This is a genomic window from Pseudomonas sp. GW821-FHT03C07, from assembly GCF_059420925.1.
Genome location: NZ_JBWKUQ010000016.1, coordinates 41,522 through 62,235 on the forward strand (window position 1 = coordinate 41,522; position 20,714 = coordinate 62,235).

21 protein-coding genes are annotated in these 20,714 nt (G+C 61.4%); 10 read left to right on the plus strand and 11 right to left on the minus strand.

The window, feature by feature from the left end:
- Positions 1-3: 3 nt before the first annotated feature.
- The 3 genes from AC07VG_RS25150 to AC07VG_RS25160 form a co-directional block, all read right to left on the minus strand.
- On the minus strand, positions 4-855 hold the full coding sequence (locus AC07VG_RS25150) for a fumarylacetoacetate hydrolase family protein (RefSeq protein WP_495022077.1): 852 nt from the start codon (positions 853-855) through the stop codon (positions 4-6).
- Between the two features lie 19 nt (positions 856-874).
- Complete coding sequence (locus AC07VG_RS25155) at positions 875-2,230, minus strand: MFS transporter (RefSeq protein WP_495001824.1); 1,356 nt, start codon at positions 2,228-2,230, stop codon at positions 875-877.
- Positions 2,231-2,391: 161 nt separating this feature from the next.
- On the minus strand, positions 2,392-3,591 hold the full coding sequence (locus AC07VG_RS25160) for an MFS transporter (protein ID WP_495022078.1): 1,200 nt from the start codon (positions 3,589-3,591) through the stop codon (positions 2,392-2,394).
- A gap of 118 nt (positions 3,592-3,709) precedes the next feature.
- Here AC07VG_RS25160 and AC07VG_RS25165 point away from each other — a divergent pair, with 118 nt between their 5' ends.
- Positions 3,710-4,594 carry a LysR family transcriptional regulator gene (locus AC07VG_RS25165; RefSeq protein ID WP_495001826.1) on the plus strand — a complete coding sequence of 295 codons (885 nt, stop codon included), beginning with the start codon at positions 3,710-3,712 and terminating at the stop codon, positions 4,592-4,594.
- A gap of 1 nt (position 4,595) precedes the next feature.
- On the opposite strand, the gene AC07VG_RS25170 is transcribed toward AC07VG_RS25165, so the two are convergent.
- From AC07VG_RS25170 to AC07VG_RS25185, 4 genes are read right to left on the minus strand one after another with little or no spacing between them, the layout of a single operon-like run.
- The gene (locus AC07VG_RS25170) at positions 4,596-4,739 is read right to left on the minus strand and encodes a hypothetical protein (protein ID WP_495022079.1); all 144 of its coding nucleotides are present in this window, start codon (positions 4,737-4,739) and stop codon (positions 4,596-4,598) included.
- 32 nt (positions 4,740-4,771) lie between these two features.
- Positions 4,772-5,626, minus strand: coding sequence for an SDR family NAD(P)-dependent oxidoreductase (locus tag AC07VG_RS25175; protein WP_495022080.1), 855 nt, complete (start codon positions 5,624-5,626; stop codon positions 4,772-4,774).
- Positions 5,607-7,016 carry an SRPBCC family protein gene (locus tag AC07VG_RS25180; protein ID WP_495022081.1) on the minus strand — a complete coding sequence of 470 codons (1,410 nt, stop codon included), beginning with the start codon at positions 7,014-7,016 and terminating at the stop codon, positions 5,607-5,609. Before AC07VG_RS25180 ends, AC07VG_RS25175 begins: the two co-directional genes overlap by 20 nt.
- A gap of 10 nt (positions 7,017-7,026) precedes the next feature.
- A complete protein-coding gene (locus tag AC07VG_RS25185; protein WP_495022082.1) occupies positions 7,027-7,767 on the minus strand; it encodes an SDR family NAD(P)-dependent oxidoreductase in 741 nt (246 codons plus the stop codon).
- 140 nt (positions 7,768-7,907) lie between these two features.
- Here AC07VG_RS25185 and AC07VG_RS25190 point away from each other — a divergent pair, with 140 nt between their 5' ends.
- Entirely contained in the window at positions 7,908-8,930 is a 1,023-nt protein-coding gene (locus AC07VG_RS25190) for an AraC family transcriptional regulator (protein WP_495022083.1), read from the plus strand.
- A gap of 1 nt (position 8,931) precedes the next feature.
- Here AC07VG_RS25190 and AC07VG_RS25195 read toward each other — a convergent pair whose 3' ends face one another.
- On the minus strand, positions 8,932-9,357 hold the full coding sequence (locus AC07VG_RS25195; RefSeq protein WP_495022117.1) for an isocitrate lyase/phosphoenolpyruvate mutase family protein: 426 nt from the start codon (positions 9,355-9,357) through the stop codon (positions 8,932-8,934).
- 124 nt (positions 9,358-9,481) lie between these two features.
- Positions 9,482-10,387, minus strand: coding sequence for a LysR family transcriptional regulator (locus AC07VG_RS25200; RefSeq protein WP_495022084.1), 906 nt, complete (start codon positions 10,385-10,387; stop codon positions 9,482-9,484).
- Between the two features lie 128 nt (positions 10,388-10,515).
- Between AC07VG_RS25200 and AC07VG_RS25205 the strand changes: the two genes are divergently transcribed.
- Positions 10,516-11,061: an ester cyclase gene (locus AC07VG_RS25205; RefSeq protein ID WP_495001834.1), complete on the plus strand. Its 546-nt coding sequence runs from the start codon at positions 10,516-10,518 to the stop codon at positions 11,059-11,061.
- Positions 11,062-11,136: 75 nt separating this feature from the next.
- Positions 11,137-11,553: a VOC family protein gene (locus tag AC07VG_RS25210; RefSeq protein WP_495001835.1), complete on the plus strand. Its 417-nt coding sequence runs from the start codon at positions 11,137-11,139 to the stop codon at positions 11,551-11,553.
- Here AC07VG_RS25210 and AC07VG_RS25215 read toward each other — a convergent pair.
- Positions 11,545-12,519, minus strand: coding sequence for a Dyp-type peroxidase (locus AC07VG_RS25215; RefSeq protein ID WP_495022085.1), 975 nt, complete (start codon positions 12,517-12,519; stop codon positions 11,545-11,547). The genes AC07VG_RS25210 and AC07VG_RS25215 overlap by 9 nt on opposite strands.
- A gap of 155 nt (positions 12,520-12,674) precedes the next feature.
- On the opposite strand from AC07VG_RS25215, the gene AC07VG_RS25220 reads away from it, so the two are divergent.
- A complete protein-coding gene (locus AC07VG_RS25220) occupies positions 12,675-12,875 on the plus strand; it encodes a DUF7740 domain-containing protein (protein WP_495001837.1) in 201 nt (66 codons plus the stop codon).
- A gap of 20 nt (positions 12,876-12,895) precedes the next feature.
- Here the strand turns inward: AC07VG_RS25220 and AC07VG_RS25225 are convergent, their stop codons facing one another.
- On the minus strand, positions 12,896-13,816 hold the full coding sequence (locus tag AC07VG_RS25225) for a MurR/RpiR family transcriptional regulator (RefSeq protein WP_495001838.1): 921 nt from the start codon (positions 13,814-13,816) through the stop codon (positions 12,896-12,898).
- Positions 13,817-14,096: 280 nt separating this feature from the next.
- Here AC07VG_RS25225 and AC07VG_RS25230 point away from each other — a divergent pair, with 280 nt between their 5' ends.
- From AC07VG_RS25230 to iolD, 5 genes are all read left to right on the plus strand, one after another.
- Positions 14,097-16,034 carry a bifunctional 5-dehydro-2-deoxygluconokinase/5-dehydro-2-deoxyphosphogluconate aldolase gene (locus AC07VG_RS25230; RefSeq protein ID WP_495022086.1) on the plus strand — a complete coding sequence of 646 codons (1,938 nt, stop codon included), beginning with the start codon at positions 14,097-14,099 and terminating at the stop codon, positions 16,032-16,034.
- 161 nt (positions 16,035-16,195) lie between these two features.
- Entirely contained in the window at positions 16,196-17,089 is an 894-nt protein-coding gene (iolE, locus tag AC07VG_RS25235; RefSeq protein WP_495022087.1) for a myo-inosose-2 dehydratase, read from the plus strand.
- Positions 17,086-17,895, plus strand: a complete 810-nt coding sequence (gene iolB / locus AC07VG_RS25240) for a 5-deoxy-glucuronate isomerase (RefSeq protein ID WP_495001841.1) — start codon at positions 17,086-17,088, stop codon at positions 17,893-17,895. Before iolE ends, iolB begins: the two co-directional genes overlap by 4 nt.
- Positions 17,896-17,935: 40 nt before the next feature.
- Positions 17,936-18,766, plus strand: a complete 831-nt coding sequence (locus AC07VG_RS25245) for a TIM barrel protein (protein ID WP_495001842.1) — start codon at positions 17,936-17,938, stop codon at positions 18,764-18,766.
- Positions 18,763-20,694, plus strand: a complete 1,932-nt coding sequence (gene iolD / locus AC07VG_RS25250) for a 3D-(3,5/4)-trihydroxycyclohexane-1,2-dione acylhydrolase (decyclizing) (RefSeq protein WP_495022088.1) — start codon at positions 18,763-18,765, stop codon at positions 20,692-20,694. The genes AC07VG_RS25245 and iolD overlap by 4 nt, the downstream gene beginning before the upstream one ends.
- Positions 20,695-20,714: the final 20 nt, after the last annotated feature.

Here is a 20,714-nt window from a genome sequence, read left to right on the forward strand (position 1 = left end):
GATTCAGATCTCGTCCGCGATGGTGTTGCGTAAAATGCCCAGGCCGGAAATTTCCACCTCGACCACATCGCCCGGTTTCATCCACACCGGTGGTTCACGGAACGCACCGACGCCGCCGGTGGTGCCGCTGACGATCACATCACCGGGCGCCAGCTCAGTGAATGTGCTGCAGTACTCGATGAGTTTGCGCACGTCGAAAATCATGTCGCTGGTAGGGGTGTGCTGCATGACTTCGCCGTTGAGCCGGGTGGTCAGCTCCAGCGCCTGTGGATCGGGGATTTCATCGGCGGTCACCAGCCAGGGCCCGAAACCACCGGTCTGTGGGAAGTTCTTGCCGGGCACGAACTGGATCGTGTGTTTCTGCCAGTCGCGCACGCTGCCATCGTTGTAGCAGGCATAACCGGCCACATGGTCGAGGGCGTTTTCGGCTTTGACATGGCGCGCCTTCTTGCCGATGACAATCGCCAGTTCACCTTCGAAGTCCAGCTTGTGCGAGGCCTTGGGACGCAGGATGGCTTGCTGGTGGGCGACCTGGCTGTCGGCGAAGCGGGTGAAGATCATCGGATAGGTCGGCATGTCCCGGCCGGTTTCGCGGACATGGGTGGCGTAGTTGATGCCGATGCACAGGACCTTGCCGGGATTGGGGATCACAGGCATGAAGGTGACTTCGCCGAGGGCCAGTCGTGGCAACGCGGCAAGGCGCTCGGGTGTCAGGCTGCTGAACAGGCCGTGGGTGATCGCGGCTTTCAGGTCATAGCCCAGTTCGGCTTTCAACGATTGCAGGTCGAGCACCTGATCGCCGTCGACAATGCCGTAGCTCGGGATTCCCTGGTTGAGGAAGCTGGCAATTTTCATGGTGTGTCTCCTGGAAGGATCAAAAAGTCGGGGTAGGGTGAGAGGCGTGGTCGCGGCGCTGGCTGAAATGAATCGCCAGCAGCGCACCCAGGGCAATCAGGCTGGGAATCAGGGCCGCCATGAACACTTGCTGGACCTGCCAGCCGAGGCCGAGCATCAGGCCGCCGAGCAAGGGGCCGAGGATCGAACCGATCCGGCCGATGCCCAGGGCCCAGCCAATGCCGGTGGAGCGGATTTCCTGGGGATAGAGTTCGGCGGCCAGGGCGTTCAGCCCGGCTTGGGCGCCCTGGATCAGCAGGCCCATCAGCAACAGCAGGGTCAGGAAGCTCGGCGCCGTGAGCGGCAGCATCACCAGCAGCAGAACCAGCACTTGATAGGCCAGGAACTGCCCGATCAACACCCGGTGGGCGCCCAGGGCATCCATCAACCGGCCCTGTACCAGCGAGCCGACGACGCCACCCAGGCTGAACAGGACGATCGCCTGGACGCCGGTCTGGGCGGGCAGTTGGGCACTGCTCAATACCGTCGGCACCCAGCTCATGATCGAGTACAGAATCAGCAGGTTCATGGCGTAGGGCAACCACAGCAGCAGCGTCCGGCGCCACATGCCCTGTTCGAACAGGCGGCGTGGGGAAATACGTGGGGTCTTCGCCAGGGGGCGGTTGAACAGCGAGTCCGGCAGGGTTTTCAGGCTCGGCACCAGCCGTGAAACGATCCTGAGCACTTGCTCGCGGTTGGCCGCTGTCCGCGAGAGGAACTCCACCGACTCCGGCAGGCTGCGCCACAACAGGTCGGCGAAGATCAGCGGCAGCACTGCACCGCAGATGAAGACCGCGCGCCAACCCAAGGCCGGCAACACTTGCTCGGCAATCAGACCCGCCGCCATGGCCCCCAATGGCATGCCGCAAAACACCAGGGTGACGGCGCTGCGGGCGTGGCGTTTGGGGGTGTACTCGCAGACCAGAGCAATCAGGTTGGGAATCGCGCCGCCCAGCCCCAGACCTGTGAGAAAGCGCGCCAGCAGCAGTTGTTCGTAGCCGTGGCTCATGGCGGTGAGGAGTGAAAACAGGCTGAAGGTGGCGACGCAGCCGAGCAGGACTTTCTTGCGCCCGATACGGTCCGCCAGGGGCGCCAGGCTCAATGCACCGATCATCAGCCCGAGCAGGGTACTGGCGAACACCGGGCCGAAACTGGCCGCCGGCAAACCAAGGGATTCAGCCATCGGGCCGACCAGAAAGCCCATGACTTGGGTGTCGAAACCGTCGATAGCGGCGAGGATCACGCACAGGCCGATCAATTCGAACTGTAGACGCCCCATGGGGCGTTGGTCGATCACGTCGCTCAGGACGTTTTCTGTTGCAGGCACGGTTTGCATGGCATGGACTCTTTTTTTTGTTTTGCGGCCCGTGTTTCGGCAGGTGGGCCATGGAGTCCAATTTATGCTCAATCAAAAATTCTGTAAATAGGGATTTATCAAATATTTCATATTATGAGATTTAAGTGATTTTTTGTTGAAGCGCCGAGGAGATGAAGGGATCAGTCCCCCAGCGCCAAGCCCGCCGTGCTCACCTTCGGCTGTAGCGACAGCCGGGCTTCCTGCGACCAGATCAAGAGCAGGCCGAACACCGGGACTATGGCCGCCGCGAACGGGATCGCGGCGGCACCGAGATGGCTGTCGATCACCGCGCCCCCGATGAATCCGCCCAGGGCATTGGCGATATTGAAGGCCGAGATGTTCGCGGTCGCCGCCAGTTCAGGTGCCTTGGCGCCGTACTTCATGACCCGCATTTGCATGGAGGGCAGATTGGCGAACGTCGTCACGCCGTAGATGAAGGCCGCCGCCAGGAACAGCCATTTGTAAGGGGCCAGGAAGCCGACCAGGATCAGTGCGGCGATCATTGCCAGCGGCCAGACACTCAGCGAGCGGCGCAGGTTGGCATCCGCGGTACGGCCACCAATGCTGTTACCGACCACCAGGCCGGCACCCACCACAACCAGGACCCAGGTGATCGCGCTGCGGTCGAACCCGGCGATCTGTTCGGCAACCGGAGCGATATAGCCATACAGCGTCATGAAGCCGACCCAGCCGAGGGTGGTGAAGGCCAGGCTGGCGAGGAGGTTGCGGTCACGGAAAACCGACAGTTGGGTCAGTATCGAAGCGGGTTTGTTTTCGGGGCTGCGGGCAATGGTGGCGGCAATCATCAGCAGGGCGATGACCCCCATGACGGCCACGACGAGAAAGGTGCTGTGCCAGTCGAAGGTATTGCCGATCCAGGCGCCGGCCGGTACGCCCAGTACATTGGCGAGTGTCAAGCCACCGAACATCTGGCCCACCGCCCGGCCGGCCATATTATCGGCCACCATGCGGGTCGCCACGACCGCGCCGATGCCGTAGAACGGGCCCTGCGTCAGACCGGCGACCACGCGGCTGATCAGCAGTGTCGTGTAGTCGGTGCTGAAGGCCGCAATCAGGTTGCCAGCGACAAACAACCCCATGAGGGCAATCAGTACGTTGCGTTTTTCGAAGCGCGCCAGCCACAACGTCAGGAGGGGGCCGCCGATTACGATGGCGAGGGCATAGGCGGTAATCAGGTTGCCGGCTTGACCGGTGCTGATCTTCAGGCTGTCGGCGACCTGGGGCAGGATGCCGGCGATCAGAAATTCGGCGGTGCCGATGGCAAAGGCGGAAAGGGTCAGGATCCAGATCTGGATCGGCATTCTTGAGGTCAGTGTCATGGGAGTTCTCCTTGCGCAAAAAACAGTGGATCAGTCGGTTGATGTGGCGAAGATAGACATTGCGGATTGGTTTGATAATTGCTTAGGATTCGAAATTATATTTCGGAGATTCCGAATAATGACCCTGGATAACCTGGCGCTGTTCCTGATGATCGTCGAGAAGGGCGGCCTGTCCGCCGCCGGGCGGGAGTTGGGGTTGTCCCCGGCGTCGATGTCCGAGCGCCTGGCGCTGCTGGAGGGCTATTACGGCGCGAGCCTGCTGACTCGCACCACCCGCTCGATCAGCCTGACCGACGAGGGCCGCTTGCTGGCCGAGGGTGCCCGCCGCCTGCTGGCGGAAGCCGATGAGCTGGAAAGCAGCATCCGACTGGGGACGCAGAAGGTCTCGGGGCTGATCCGTCTCAGTGCCCCGGTCGATCTCGGGCAAGCGCGGATCGTGCCGATTCTTGATCGTTTCCTGGCCGAGCATCCCGCCGTGACCATCGATCTCAATCTCACCGATGGCTTTGTCGATCTGGTCAGCCAGGGGATCGACTTCGCCATCCGCTACGGGATCCTCGCCGACAGCACCTTACGTTCCAAGCCGATTGGCGAGAACCGCCGGGTTGTCTGTGCCGCTCCCAGTTACCTTGAACGCCATGGCGTCCCCGGGCATCCGGACGATCTTTCGCGGCACGATTGCCTGGTCATGCGCTTTGGCAGCAACATCGATCGGGTCTGGACGTTCCGGGTGGCGGACGAGGCCTACCGTGTTGTAGTCCGGGGGCGCCGGGTGGCGAACAACGGTGGGCTGGTCAGGCAGTGGTGCCTGGACGGGCACGGCATCTGCAACAAGTCCATCTGGGATGTCCAGGCCGATATCGCCACCGGGCGCCTGGTGGAGGTGCTCCCGGATTATTCGCCCGGCCAGACGGCGCTGCAGATCGTGTATCCGCCAGTTAACGTCGTGCCGCGCCGTGTCCGGGCATTGATTGACACCATCAGCTCGGAACTGGCGTTGTAAATCAGGCGAAATCGGTACTTTGCGAAAGCGTTTCCCATTGCTGGATTTCAGTCTGCAGCGCCGTGAGTTTTTCCTTCAGCAATTGCACCGCATCGCACCCCAGCAGCAGGTGAGCCGGTGGCGTCGGCGAGTCCACGATCTGCATGATTGCCAGGGCCTATTGTTCGTGCCCGCTGCTCAGACTGATCCGGCATGGGGATCGAAAGCTGTCATGCCCGCCTGCGCCTGTTGGCTGCGCAGGGCTATCGCGCCGGGTACCCAGGCATGGGGAAAGAGGTAGAAGCGGTTCTCCTCCACGCCCTTCAGGGTTATTTCGGCGATTTCCCAGGCGGAAATCTTGCCGGCCTCCACCGCGCGTCTCACCCGTTCCTCGTACTGACGCTTCATCTCGCTGTCGGCCGCAGCGTCGGCGAATTCCGCCGGACGATTGCGCTCGGCCTCGATGATGCCGGTGGGGAAAAAGGCCGGTGAGAGCACGCTGACACCGACCGTGCTGTTGGCCATTTTCAGGTCATTGGCCAAGCTCTCCGAGAGCGCCACCACCGCCGCTTTAGTGGCGTTGTAAATGCCACTGCCGGCCGAGTACATCCAACCCGCCGCCGAGGCGATATTGACGATGTGTCCCTCGCCCTGGTCGAGCATGATCGGCGTGAAGGCTTTCACGCCCCAGGCGACGCCATACAGATTGACATTGGTGACCCATTGCCAATCGGAGACGGTGTTTTCCCAGATAGGGGCAGTGACGCCCACGCCGGCGTTGTTGAACAGTAGATGGACGCCACCGAAACGCTGCATGGCCAGTTGCGCCAGCGCGGCGACTTGCTCGAATTTGGAAACGTCTACTTGCTGGGTGGCGATGTCGGTGCCAGGGAGTTCCTGCTGGATCAAGGTGCGGGTGGTCTCCAGGTTGCCGGCTTCGACATCGACCAGTACCAGCTTCATTCGCCGTCGCGCGCAAGCCATCGCCAGCTCGCGGCCCAGGCCTCCGCCAGCGCCGGTGATCACGCTGACCTTACCGTTCAAGTCTTTCATCTGTTGCCTCCTGATGGGCGGTGTCGACACGCTGTTTCAGCGCCTCGTTCATACGTTGATAGAGTCGTTTCGATTGGCTCAGGCGCTGCCAGAGTGCCGGTAGCAAGAGGCCGGAAAAACGCTCTCCGTGGATGAAACGGGTGGAGCCATCGGCGTTCTCCATCAGCTGGAAGAAGTGTTCGCCGGCCACCGTGAAAGGGTTGCCGCCACGCCAGGCGAAACGGTGTGGTGCTTCGTCGCTGCTGATGCGGGCCTGGAAGGAGGCCTTGCGTTCCTTGCCCAGCTTGACCGCGAAGCGCACCTGGCCGCCGGGGCGGTGATCGATCTGCTGGATTTCCAGCATGGGGTTCCACTGCGCGTAGCGCTCGAAGTCGACGAGGCAGTTCCACACCGCGGCGGGTGCTGCATCAATCTCGATTTCGGTCCTGATCTGCCGCGAGAAGAGACTGTCGCGGCGAGTGCCCAGCGCTTTGTAGGCCTGCCTCTCGCGTTGGCGGTTGAACAACCGGGCTTTCCAGTCCGGCTTGCTGAAGCCGACCAGGGCGTACAGTCGCGGCGAGCAGTACAGCATCTCCACGGAAAACCCCTGCGGGTCGTTGACGTAGACGCACTGCACCAGTCCCGCCTGACCCAGCGGTTTGTAGTTGGGCACGAAGCCGGCCATGAGCGCCCGTTCGAACAGTGCGCTGAACCCCTCCTGGCTGTCGAAGCCGACGGCCAGGTTCATGATGCCGATGTCGCTCAGTCGGTAACGCGGCGGCCAGGGCTTGGGGGCTGCTGCTTGGCGGATGTCCAGCCACATGTCGCCTTTGCTCAGGCGGGCGTGGGCGACGCTAGCGTTATCCGGCTCAACAGCCGCGTCGCCACGCTGGAAAGCCAACCCGTCGACAAAGGCCGCTACGGTGTGTGCGCAATCGGCGACAATCAGACCCAGGCCTGTCAGCTTGCATGGGTAGGGCGACCCTTGCAGCGAGCGGTCCTCGATCAGTTCGATGAGAATGCCGTCCGGATCCCGGATGAAACGGCGATTGGCAACCTGGCGGGTTTCCAGGGCCATGCCCAGGGACTGGGCGAGCGCCTCGAAACGTGCCAGCGAATCGACCCGTGCAAGGATGCGTCGATAACCGACGCGCTCGTCGTCCTCGGGGGAGAGGGCGGCGGCGACCGGCGACTCGAATTCGAACAGTTCCAACTGGAAGAACGCCCGGTCGTCGATCAGCCAACTGACCCGCGATGCCACACCGGCCAGGCCTTGTATCCGCTCGGCCTGCTTGCCGCGAAAGGACAGGGTGCCGAAGACATGCTTGAGGCCGAACAGTTTCTGGTAGAAATGCAGGGATGCGGTGGTGTCGCGCACGCTCAGCGCGATCTGGCAGATATTGGCGGTCATGGTCGTGTGCTCAGAAGAGTTTGCCGATCAGCGCGGTCGGCAGCAGTTTCAGCAGGGGGCGCAGCAGCAGCCAGGGATAGCCGGGAATCACTGCACGCTTGCGCCGTTGCACAATGGCATCGGTGATCCGTTTGCCACCGTCCTCCAGCGACAGCAGGAAGGGCCGGTGCTTGAGCTTGTTGTTCATCGGCGTATCGATAAAGCCCGGATAGATGACGGTCACGGTGAGGTTCTTGCCCAGCGATTCGGCACGCAGGGCCTCCATGTAGACGCTAACGGCGGCCTTGCTGGCGCTGTAGGTGCCACTGCCGGGCAGGCTGCGCCAACTGGCGACCGAACTCATCGCGACAATCTGGCCATGACCCTGGTTCTTGAACAGGGTGATGGCGGCGTCGATGGTGGCGCAGGCGCCGATGACGTTGACTTCGAACATCTGACGGGAATTGGCGAAATCGATGCGGCCTATGCGTCCGTCGCTACCCAACCCGGCGTTGGCCACCACGATATCGAGCTGGCCCAGTTCGGCGCTGGCGGTATTCAGTGTGTCGCGTACCTGTTCGGTATCACTGACATCCAGCGGATAGACCCGCACCCGCACGCCATGGTGTTCCTCCAGTTCGGACTTGATGATTTGCAGGACGTCGAGTTGACGGGCTGCCAACGCCAGGTCATAGCCGCGTTTGGCGAATTCACCCGCCAGCTGGCGCCCCAAGCCAGAAGATGCGCCGGTGATGAAGACCGATTTGCTCATGAACGCTGCCTCATTATTGTTTTTCTCCAGGCGCATTAAGCCAAGCCGGTCCCATTGAGACGATGTTCGAACGTGTCAGATGATTGATTATTCCGGCCAAAAAGACATTAAATAGCCCTTTGTGCGAAGCATGAGCTGCCATGAGCCTTTCCCTGTTTCCCCGTGCCAGCCAGGCACCGATGTGCTTCTGCATCGCGCAGATGGACGCTTGGGGCTATGCGTTGCATGAGGTGCTGGCGGGGAGTGGCCTGGATGTCGACAGTTTTGCGCTACCGGAATCGGTTCCCAACAGCCGTCAGGAGCAGAGGGTCTACGAGAACATCCTGCGTCTTTACCGCGGCACGGCGGCCGGGCTGGACCTCGGTCGACTGACCAATGTGAATAGCGTGGGTGTGCTGGGCGCGCTGCTGGCAAACGCGATCGACCTGGGCCATGCCGGCTATCTGTCGCGGCGGTTCTATTCGCTGTCCAATCCCTGGATCGTGCCCGAACTGATCGGTAGTCTGGCGACAGGCCAATCGACTGTCCGATACCGTCAGGCTGGCGGATTGCCCTCTCTGTACCGGTTTCTTATCGACCGCGATATCCTCGGCACGCGCCAGTTGTTACGTGACATCTTTGGCGTGGCGGCAGAGGGTTATGTCCGCGCAGTGGCATTTGGTTATCCCGAGCCCGAAGATGCGGAGCGCTATCCGCTCGAGTTCGATTGCCCGGTGAGTTTTGGTCATGACTACACCTATGTCACCTACGACAATGAACTGGGCTGCCTGCGCAATGCCCGGCGAAATCCGCACGCTTATCACCTGTATCTACGACTGTGCCGCGAAGCCCAGGCCGAGCGTGCATCGTTGTCCTGGCAAAGCCGGGTGAGCAGCATCCTGGCCTGCATCGACTTCTATCCGAACGCCGCCGCCATGGCCACCAAGCTCAACTGCTCGGAGCGCAGTCTGCGGCGGCATCTGGAGGAGGAGGGGGTGCAGTATTCCGCGTTGCTGGACAAGCTACGGTTCGAGCGGGCGATCTACCTGCTGCGTCACTCCGAGGACTCGATCAAAACCATCAGTTTCAAGCTCTTCTACAGCGAGCCGCCGGCGTTCGTTCGGGCGTTTTCACGCTGGAGTGGAACGACGCCGGGGGAGTTCAGGTCCGCAATGGGCCAATAAATTACTCGGTTTTCGCCGCCATCAAGGCATTCAGCTCAGCGTAGGTGTGGGCTTTCAAGGCGTGGGTGTCGAGCTGGCCGATGTCCAGGAAGCTGCGGACCCATGTGCCCATGGCGCCGTGCAGGAACTCGGCGATGCTCACAGCATTGATCACCTGGCCGACCTGCTCCAGGTCATTCGAGTAACCCGCCTCGATATCCACCGTGAGCGGGACGCTGAGTACCCGTGCCATCGACTTGACGGTGGTGCTCAGCAGGTCGAGCGGCAGCTGGTTGCCATCCTGGTAGCCATGGGACCAGGCCATGGCCGCGCTACTGGTCGCCACTGCCTTGCCAGCCAGGCGTTCGACGATGCGCGCCCCGCCGGCATCGGCCACGTTGGCCAGGACCAGAAGTCCATGCTGATGCAGGCTGTGAAAAAACGTTATCCAGTGTGGTCATGACAATTCAATTCCTTTGAGAAATCCATTGGGTCGACAGTGTGACACCTGTTGCTCCGTTCGCTACGTTGAAAAATTCTATTAGCCGGTGGTTGCGACATACGTCATCGCTTCAGGCTGATGGTTGTTCATTAAGAACCGCCAACCGAGCACCGAGCGCATCAAGAAACACCTTCGTCTTGCTCGGGGTAAAACGTCTGGAAGGCAGCAGGGCGTAGATCGGTGCCGGGGCACTGTGCCAGTCACGCAGGATATGCACCAGGCGGCCGGCAGTCAGGTCGTCGGCAACGTCGACACTGGATTTGAGCATGATCCCGTGGCCGCCAATCGCCCAGTCGCGCACCGCATCACCACTGTTGGCCTGGAGCCGCGAGCGCGGTTGGACATCGATCACTTCGTTGTCTGGACCTTCCAGGCGCCAGGGTAGGGAAGGGTCGTCGTAGCGCAGGCACCCATGCCGCTCCAGATCCTGGGCACAGCCGGGCTCCCCATGGCGTTCGAGATACGTGGGCGCGGCTACCAGAATCCGCCGGTTGTCAGCCAGCTTGCGCAGGATCGCGCTGCTGTCTCGAGGTTGGCCAATACGCACCGCGACATCGATCCGTTCATAGGTCAGATCAACCAGGCGGTCGTCGAGCCTGAGCTCGATATCCAGCTTCGGATAACGCTCAATCAGTTCCGCCACCAAGGGCACCAGATGAATCCGCCCGAAAGAAATGGGCGAGCTGACCCGGAGCCTGCCGAACGGCTCTTCACCTCCTTGCGTCATGCGCGACTCCGCCGCCTCCAGCTCCTCGAGGATTCGATCGACATGGGCAATCAGGGCCAGCCCCTCATTGGTCGCGGACAGTGTGCGGGTGGTCCGGTTGATCAGCCGCTGTCCCGCGCGGCGCTCCAGTGTCATAAGCCGTTTGCTGACCACCGCCAGCCCTACGCCCAGGTCGCGGGCTGCCGCTGACAGGCTGCCGCAGACCAGGATCCGCTGGAAGGTACGAAGCTCATTGAGGTCGTCCAACATATTCTCAACCCCTATTCAATAATCCATCTACCAATAGCCATATTCTCATCATTGAGGCAAGGAGCAACACTCTCCATAGCGGATCGCCACGGTCTCGCGTGTTTGCCCTTCATCAAGGAATCCTGACCATGCAACAACATTCCAACCTGCCCCGTTTCCGCGTCGCGGCAGTGTTCTTCGCCCTGACACTTGCAGGCGCTGCATCTGCCGCAACCGTCGATCTGGTGAAGCCTGGCGTATTAGTGATCGACAAGAGTCTGGCGCCCGCACAACTGGAAATCATGGAAACCGCCGCCCGACGTTACGACACGTTCTGGAACAGCGGCGACGAAAGCTTCGCCCTTGAAGCGCTGGCGAACAACTTCATCGACAAGACCCCGCCTGCGGGTCGCAAGCAGGGGCCGGAGGGACCCTTGCTGGCTTCCCGGGCGTTTCGTGGTGCGGTGCCCGACCTCCGTTGCGAGGTCGAGCAGATGATCATCGCCGCCGATCGGGTGGTGGCGCACCTGCACTTTCGCGGGCACTTCAGCGGCACCTTTGGCGAGATCAAAGGTCGTGGTCAAACCGTGGATTTCATTGCTACCGATATCTACCAGATTGAAAACGGCAAGATTGCCGCGAACTGGCACCTCGAAGACAACCTGACCTTGATGAAGCAGCTTGGTGCGTTATGAGCGACGGCATCTGAAGTCGACGGTAAGCGCAGCAATGAACGGGGTTCTTATCAATCAATCGACAGGAGATCAAGCATGACCATTCAACATCTCGATCACTTCACATTGCGCACGGCCAAAGTCGATGAGACGGTGGCGTTCTTTCGTGATGCCATCGGGCTCGAAGAGGGCTGGCGCCCTGCGTTCCCATTCCCGGGTAGTTGGCTCTACTCGGCGGGTCGCGCGCTTTTGCATATCGCCAACCTGGACAACAGCAGTGCGCAGCTTGACGCCTATCTTGGAACCCGTGTCCTGGCAGAGGGCTCGGGCGCGCTTGATCACGTCGCGTTCCGCGGCAGCGATCTGGAGAGTCATCGGCAACGTCTGCTCAACCAGGGATTGCCGTTCAACGAGCGCGTGGTGCCTGACCTGTTGGAACATCAGCTGTTCGTGGAGGATCCGAATGGCATACAAGTGGAGCTGATATTTGCCTATTCGCCGCCATCACGGTGATGCTGGCTTGCGCCCAGCCAGCTCTTCCAGCAGATCGGCGGAAGGCACGAAGAACAGGCCGCCGGTGACCGCGGTGCTGAAATCGAGCAAGCGATCGTAGTTGCCCGCTGGCCGGCCGATAAACATGTTCTCGAGCATCTGCTCGACAGGGGCGGGCGAGCGCGCATAGCCGATGAAGTAGGTGCCGAACTCGCCGGCACCAGGCCGGCCGAAGGGCATATTGTCGCGCAGGATCTTCACTTCCCGGCCGTCCTCGTCGAGGGTGGTCAGGGAACTGTGGGAACAGCTCGGCTTGACCGATTCGTCGAGTTCGATATCGGACAGCTTGGTGCGGCCGATAATGCGCTCCTGTGCTTCGACGGACAGCTTGTTCCACGCCGCCATGTTGTGCAGGTACTTTTGTACCAACACATAACTGCCGTTGATAAACGCCGGGTCTTCATCCCCGACCATGGTGAAGTCGACCGCTGCGTGACCGACCGGATTTTCCGTGCCATCGACAAAACCGACCATGCTGCGCATGTCGAAATAACGAAAGCCCTGGACTTCATCGACCACCGCGATGGCATCGCCCAACGGCGCGAGCAATTGCGTGGCCAATTCGAAACACAGGTCCATCTGATCGGCGCGGATGTGCAGCAGGATATCGCCTGGCGTCGCCACCGCGCGCCGGCCCTCTACACCGACTTCACGAAACCCGTGCAGCGAGGCCGGGCGCGGGCCACCGAACAGGCGGTCCCAGGCACTGGAGCCAAAACCGCAGACACAGGACAAATTGCCGGAAGGCACACGCTTGCCCACGGATCGTGTCAGGGCGGCGACATCTTCGCACCAGCCGCGTACTTTCTCGGCAGCCTCGCCACCGGGGGCCAAGGTGGCGACGATGAAAATCGCGCTGCTGGTGATGGGGCTATAGACCGCTTGCGGGTCCGGTTTGCGCTCGGCGGATGGCGAAAGGGTTGTCATTAGGAGCTCCACAAGCTGCAGGACAGATTTGAAAGACTGGAAAATAGCAGATTGCGACTCTGAGGCTACAATCGATCGAAGAGCGCGCAGATGCAGTGGAGAAAACCCAGGCGCAGCCGATACACTGCTGTCCTGATTGCTCGAGTGCGTTTTCGATGACCCTCACCGACGCTGTTCTGATTCTGCTGCTGGCAGCCCGTATCCATGGCACGGATGACGCCGTGCGGGCATCGGCCAGGAGCTGTGTAAAAAAATTGCCCCGTGGTAAACGCGAGCTGATCTACAACGTGATCAACAGTCGCAGCCCGATGGACATGGTGGCATTGATGGCCGAGAACCTGCAGTTGGACGACTAGGTATTCAGGTCGCCACCGGGTCAGTCCTCGAAGCCGACCTGCTCGTGAATCCCATCCACCTTCAATTCCAGGCGATAGGCCACGGCGATAAACAGCGCCTGGCACAGGCACAGGCTCGCACTCAACGAGCGAAAGGCGAACGAGCTGCCCTCATTCACCAGCAGCGCCGTACTGGCGCGCTTGACCAGCGGCGACAGGTTGCTGTCGGTGATGGTCAGGGTTTTCGCCTGGTGCAATTGGGCGATCCGCAGGCACTGCTGGGTTTCCTTGGCGTACGGCGAGAAGCTGATGGCAATCACCAGGTCGTTGGCGCGCACACTGCGCATCTGCTCGCGATAGCTGCCGCCCAGGCCCGAGACCAGGTGAATGCGCTTGTGGGTGTGCTGCAGGTTGTAGACCAGGTAATCGGCCACCGCGAATGAGCGGCGCACCCCCACCACATAAATGTTATCGGCATTGACCACCAGGTCCACGGCGTCGTCGAATGCCTGATCGTCCAGTTCCAACCCCAGGCGTTCAATACCCGACAGCGTGGCATTGATACATTCGCGCGCCAGGTCGGCGGCGCTGGCTTTCTGCGTCTTGTTGTCGATCAGGCTGCGAATGCGCTGTTGGTAGTTCTGTGCCGGCGTGGTCTTGTGGGTATAGGCCTGGCGAAACAACGCCTGCATTTCACTGAAACCGCTGAAACCGAAGCGCTGGGAAAAGCGCACGATGGCCGAGGGGTGGACTTCGCATTCCTGGGCGATATCGCTGATGCGGTCGACCATGATCCGGTCGCTCTGTTGGCTCATATAGGTGGCGATGCGTTTGAGCTGGCGCGGCAGGCTTTCGTATTCCTCGGTGATCAGTTGCAGCAGACGCTCGGCATTGATCGGAGGGCTGGCGATATCGCCCTCGGGTGCACTGTCGGTCATGGCCGGCTGATCGGTGCGGGACATAGAAAATCCTTCTGGTGTGTGCTTGTGGCTGGGTAGCTGCGCCTAGTCTACAGGGGCGATGCCAATAAAATCTTGAGTGTGGAGTCAGGTAGGGCGATGCTGAATCGATCCACCTCGGAAGTTCTGTCACATTCAAGTGTAATGGAAAATATATTCCATATAAAAAATAATAGAAAATATATTGAATGTCTCTGGCGGACGTTCTAGTCTGGCCTCACACCAAAAGTGTTCGCGGCTACCTCGCGGCGAACGCAGGCTGATAAAAATAACAGGAGCCAGCATGGGCCAGACTCGTTTTGCCAGTGGGCGTCAATTGGATCTGATCTGCCTCGGGCGCCTTGGCGTCGACCTCTATGCGCAGCAAGTCGGGGCGCGGCTGGAGGATGTCTCAAGCTTTGCCAAATACCTTGGCGGGTCCTCCGCCAACATTGCCTTCGGCACGGCCCGCCTGGGGCTGAAGTCGGCGATGTTGAGTCGGGTGGGAGACGACCATATGGGGCGTTTCCTGGTCGAATCCCTGGCCCGCGAAGGTTGCGACACCCGCGGTATCACGGTCGATCCGGAACGCCTCACCGCCATGGTGCTGCTCGGTCTCAAGGACCGCGAAACCTTTCCGTTGGTGTTCTACCGCGAGAACTGCGCCGACATGGCCCTGCGCGCCGAAGACATCCGCGAGGACTTCGTCGCCTCCAGCAAGGCCTTGTTGATCACCGGCACTCATTTTTCCACCGCCAGCGTCTACAACGCCAGTATCCAGGCCCTGGACTACGCGGAAAAACACAATGTCCGCCGCGTGCTCGATATCGACTACCGCCCGGTGCTCTGGGGGCTGGCCGGCAAGGCCGATGGCGCAACCCGGTTTGTCGCCGACCAGCAGGTCAGCCAGCATGTGCAAAGCATCCTTCCACGCTTCGACCTGATCGTGGGCACTGAAGAAGAGTTCCTGATCGCCGGCGGCAGCCAGGACTTGCTCACCGCGCTGCGCACCGTGCGTGGGCTGAGCGCCGCGACCCTGGTGGTCAAGCTCGGCGCACAAGGCTGCACGGTGATTCATGGAGCGATTCCGGCACGCCTCGAAGACGGCGCCATTTATCCGGGGGTGCGGGTCGAAGTGCTCAATGTGCTGGGCGCCGGCGATGCCTTTATGTCGGGCTTCCTCTGCGGTTGGCTGGAGCAGGCCAGCGATGAACGCTGCTGCCAACTGGCCAATGCCTGTGGTGGCCTGGTGGTGTCGCGGCACGCCTGCGCCCCGGCGATGCCGACCCGCGCCGAACTCGATTACCTGTTCAACAGCCCGGTGCCGATCACCCGGCCTGACCAGGACATGACGCTGCAACGCCTGCATCAGGTCAGCGTGCCGCGCAAAGCCTGGCGGCAGCTGTTTATCTTTGCCTTCGACCATCGCGGGCAACTGGTGGAGCTGGCCCACAAGGGCGGTCGCGACCTCAACAGCATCGGTGAACTCAAGCTGCTGTTCATCAAGGCCGTGGAGCGGGTCGAGGCTGATCTGCGCAAGCAGGGCATCGAGGCGGATGTCGGTTTGCTGGCCGATCAGCGTTTTGGCCAGGATGCGTTGAACGCTGCCACCGGTCGCGGCTGGTGGGTCGCGCGTCCGGTGGAAGTCCAGGGTTCGCGGCCGCTGGCCTTCGAACAGGGCCGTTCCATCGGCAGCAACCTGATTGCCTGGCCCCAGGAGCAGATCATCAAGTGCCTGGTGCAATTCCATCCGGATGACGAGCCCATGTTGCGTCTGGAACAGGAAGCGCAGATCAAGGCCCTGTACCAGGCGTCGCAGGTCAGCGGTCATGAATTGCTGCTGGAAATCATCCCGCCCAAGGATCACCCATCGACTTACCCCGATGTGCTCTATCGTGCCCTCAAGCGCCTCTACAACCTGGATATCTACCCGGCCTGGTGGAAGATCGAAGCGCAAAGTGCCGCCGAATGGGAACAGCTCGATGCGCTGATTCAAGAGCGCGATCCCTATTGCCGAGGCGTGGTTCTGTTGGGCCTGAACGCGCCGGCCGCGACCTTGGCGCAGGGTTTTCAGCAGGCCAGCCAGAGTCGGACCTGCCGCGGCTTTGCCGTCGGCCGGACGATTTTCCAGGAGCCCAGTCGGGCCTGGATGGCCGGCGAAATTGATGACGAAGCGTTGATCCTGCAGGTGCAGGCGACGTTTGTCGGCCTGATTGACGCCTGGCGTGCGGCACGCGGCTGAGCAGAACATCTGATTGATGCACTTAAGCCTGAACACCTACCTTGTGGGAGCCGGATTTATCCGCGAAGAGGCCCTTGAGGTCGCCAAAAGCTTCGCGGGCAAGCACCGCTCCCACAGGTGATCAGTTGAATATTTTAGAGAAAACAATAAAAGGTGCAGCCATGCCCGCTATCCGAATTGGCATCAACCCGATCTCCTGGAGTAACGACGACCTGCCTTCCCTGGGCGGCGAGACACCGCTGAGCACCGCCCTGAGCGAAGGCAAGGCCATCGGCTACGAAGGGTTCGAGCTTAACGGCAAATTTCCCAAGGACGCCAAGGGCGTCGGCGATGTGCTGCGGCCTTACGACCTGGCCCTGGTTTCCGGCTGGTATTCCAGTCGCCTGGCCAGGCGCTCGGCGGCCGAGGAAATCGATGCGATTGCCAGCCATGTCCAATTGCTCGCGCAGAACGGCGCCAAGGTACTGGTCTACGGCGAAGTCGCCGACTCCATTCAAGGCCAGCGCATTGCACTGGTGGAGCGCCCGCGTTTTCACAGTGAACAGACCTGGCGGGAATACGCCGACAAACTCACCGAGCTGGCACGTTTTACCCTGTCCCAGGGGGTACGCCTGGCTTATCACCATCATATGGGGGCCTATGTCGAATCGCCGGCCGACATCGATAAGTTGATGGCGCTGACCGGCCACGAAGTCGGCCTGCTGTTCGATTCGGGCCATTGCTACATGGGTGGCGGCGAGCCGCTCGAGGTGCTGCGCAAACATATCGGGCGTATCTGCCACGTGCACTTCAAGGATGTGCGCAAACCGGTGGTGCAACTGGCGCGCAACAACCTCTGGAGCTTCCCGGACTGCATCGTCAACGGCACCTTTACCGTGCCCGGCGATGGCGATATCGACTTTGCCGCGCTGCTGGATGTGTTGCTGGCCGCCGATTATCACGGCTGGCTGGTGGTCGAGGCCGAGCAGGATCCGGCTGTCGCACCGAGTTATATCTACGCCAAGAAGGGCTTCGACACCTTGCGTGGGTTGCTCGACCGGAGGACCGGACAATGAGCCTGCTGGTCAAAAGTCACGCCAAGGGCCGGAGCCTGGTTGAGTTGGCACCCGGTACCCTGGAGTATGTCGGCTTCGCCGCCTATCGCCTGAGCCTCGGCGAAAACTTGCCGGTCAGCGCCGGCGACCAGGAGCTATGCCTGGTGCTGCTCGGCGGTCGGGTCAGCATCAAGGGTGAGGCACCGGAGCAGGGCGCCTTCGACTGGGACAATATCGGCGATCGCCAGTCGGTGTTCGAAGACAAATCACCCTATGCCGTCTATCTGCCGCCTGGCAGCCAGGCCCAGGTGGTTGCCTTGAGCGATGTGCAGATTGCCGTGTGTGCCGCCCCCGGTTCGCCAACCGCCGGCCACGGCCCACGGCTGATCACCCCGCAAAGCATGAAGCGCAGCGTGCGTGGCAAGGGCGCCAACACCCGCTATGTCTGCGACATCTTGCCTGACACCGAGCCGGCGCACTCGCTGCTGGTGGTGGAGGTGCGTACGCCGTCCGGGCATTCGTCGAGCTACCCGCCGCACAAGCACGACACCGACGACGTGCCGCGCCAGAGTTTTCTCGAAGAGGTCTATTACCACCAGGTCAACCCGCCCCAGGGCTTCGTCTTCCAGCGTGTCTACACCGATGACCGTTCCATCGACCAGGCCATGGCCGTGGAAAACAGCGACCTGGTGGTGGTGCCCAAGGGTTATCACCCGGTCAGCGTGCCTTACGGCTACGAGTCGTATTACCTGAACGTGATGGCCGGGCCCAAGCGCGTCTGGCACTTCCATAACGATCCACAACACAGCTGGCTGCTGGATTTGTAGTTCCTGCGCGATTTCAACCTTCGGATGGAGAACAAGAATAATGAACCAGCCCCTGCGTTTCGCCCTGAACCGTATGGTTGCCCCACGTCTGTCACTGCCGCAATTCATTGAGCTGGCGGTGGCCCTGAAGGCCGATGCCATCGAGATCCGCAACGACCTCATGGGCGTTGAAATCGAAGACGGCACACCGGCCATACGGGTCCGCGAACTGTGTGCGGCCCACGGCATCAAGGTGCTGTCGATCAACGCCCTGTACCCCTTTGATGTCTGGAATGCCGAGCGCCGTGGGCAAACCCTGGCGTTGGCGGCCTATGCCCGCGATTGTGGGGCGCAGGGGCTGGTGATGTGCCCGTTCAACGACCGCGACGATCCGCGTTCTGAAGCGCAACGCAACGCCGGGTTGCGCACCGCCTTGAGCGAACTGGCGCCGATTCTGCGCGAGTATGGGATTCTCGGCTTTATCGAACCGCTGGGTTTCGCGGAGTGCGCGCTGCGACGCAAGCGCACGGCGGTGGACGCGATCAAGGCGATTGGCGGGCTGGATGTATTCCGCCTGGTGCATGACACCTTTCATCATCACCTGGCTGGCGAACAGGAATACTTCCCCGAACTGACCGGCCTGGTGCACATCTCCGGGGTCGAAGACGCGCAAGCGCCGCTGGCGAGCATCCGCGACGGCCACCGGGTGCTGGTGGGCGAGGCCGATATCCTCGGCAATGCGGCACAGATCGAGGCCTTGCGCAGCAGCGGCTACAGCGGCTATCTGTCGTTCGAGCCCTTTGCCGAAAGCATCCATGGGCGGGTGGATATCCAGCAGGCGCTGGGCGCGAGCATGGCCCATCTGCAACAGGCATTGGCGGTGCAAGCATGACCACGACACGACTGACCATGGCCCAGGCGCTGGTGAAGTTCCTCGACAACCAGTATGTCGAGGTCGATGGGGTGCAAAGCAAGTTCGTCGCCGGGGTCTTCACCATCTTCGGCCACGGCAATGTGCTCGGTCTTGGCCAGGCACTGGAGCAGGACAGCGGCGACCTGGTGGTCCATCAGGGGCGCAATGAACAGGGCATGGCCCACGCGGCCATCGGCTTTGCCAAGCAGCATCTGCGGCGGAAAATCTACGCCTGCACTTCATCGGTCGGCCCCGGCGCGGCGAATATGCTGACCGCCGCCGCGACGGCGACCGCCAACCGTATACCCTTGCTGCTGCTGCCCGGCGATGTCTACGCCAGCCGTCAGCCGGACCCGGTGCTGCAACAGATCGAGCAGTTCCACGACCTGAGCATCAGCACCAACGATGCCTTCAAGGCGGTCAGCAAGTATTGGGACCGCATCAACCGTCCGGAGCAGTTGATGAGCGCGGCGATCCACGCCATGCGGGTGCTCACCGATCCGGCGGAAACCGGCGCGGTGACCCTGGCGCTGCCGCAGGATGTCCAGGCCGAAGCCTATGACTATCCCGATTATTTCCTGCAAAAGCGCGTGCACCGCATCGACCGCCGTCCGGCCACCGAGGCCATGCTCGGTGATGCCGTGGCGCTGCTCAAGGGCAAGCGCAAACCTTTGATCATCTGTGGCGGCGGGGTCCGTTACTCCGGGGCTAATGCGGCGTTGCAGGCCTTTGCCGAACGTTTCGAGATTCCTTTCGCCGAGACTCAGGCCGGCAAGAGCGCGGTGGTCTCCAGCCATCCGCTGAACGTCGGCGGCATTGGTGAAACCGGCTGCCTGGCAGCCAACCTGCTGGCCAAGGAAGCCGACCTGATCATCGGCATCGGTACCCGCTATTCGGATTTCACCACCGCATCGAAATGGCTGTTCCAGCATCCCGAGGTGCAGTTCCTCAATCTCAATATCAGCCCCTGCGATGCCCTGAAGCTCGATGGCGTGCAGGTGCTGGCCGATGCCCACTGCGCTTTGCAGGCGTTGTCCGCGGCGCTGGGCGAGTATCGCGCCGGTTGGGGCGAGCAAACACGCCAGGCCAAGGCCCAGTTGGACGAGGAGGTCGACCGGGTCTATCAGGTCGAGTACCAGGCCAAGGATTTTGTCCCGGAAATCAACGACCACATGGACCCGGCGGTGCTGCGCGAATTTATCGAGCTGACCGGTTCCTGCCTGACCCAGAGCCGAGTGCTTGGCGTGTTGAACGAAACCCTGGCCGATGACGCTGTGATCGTCGCGGCGGCCGGCAGCCTGCCCGGTGACCTGCAACGCAGCTGGCGGAGCAAGGGCGTGAACACCTACCACGTCGAGTACGGCTATTCCTGCATGGGCTACGAGGTCAATGCCGCCCTCGGGGTGAAACTCGCGGAACCGGCGCGGGAAGTCTATGCGCTGGTCGGCGACGGCTCCTACATGATGCTGCATTCGGAGCTGGTCACCTCGATCCAGGAGCGGCGCAAGATCAATGTGATCCTGCTCGACAACATGACCTTCGGCTGCATCAACAACCTGCAGATGGGAAACGGCATGGACAGCTTCGGCACTGAGTTCCGTTTCCGCGATCCGGCCACCGGCAAGCTCGATGGTGACTTTGTCCCGGTGGATTTTGCCATGAGCGCGGCGGCCTATGGCTGCAAGACCTACAAGGTCAATAGTGTCGAGCAGTTGCAGGCGGCCTTGGCCGATGCACGGTTGCAGACGGTGTCGACGCTGATCGACATCAAGGTCCTGCCCAAGACCATGATCCACGGCTACCTGTCCTGGTGGCGGGTCGGTGTGGCGCAAGTCTCCAGCAGTGCGCGCACCGATGCCGTGGCCAAAACCCTTAATGAGCAACTGGCCAAGGCGCGTCAGTACTGACCCCTTGCACCGAACAATAC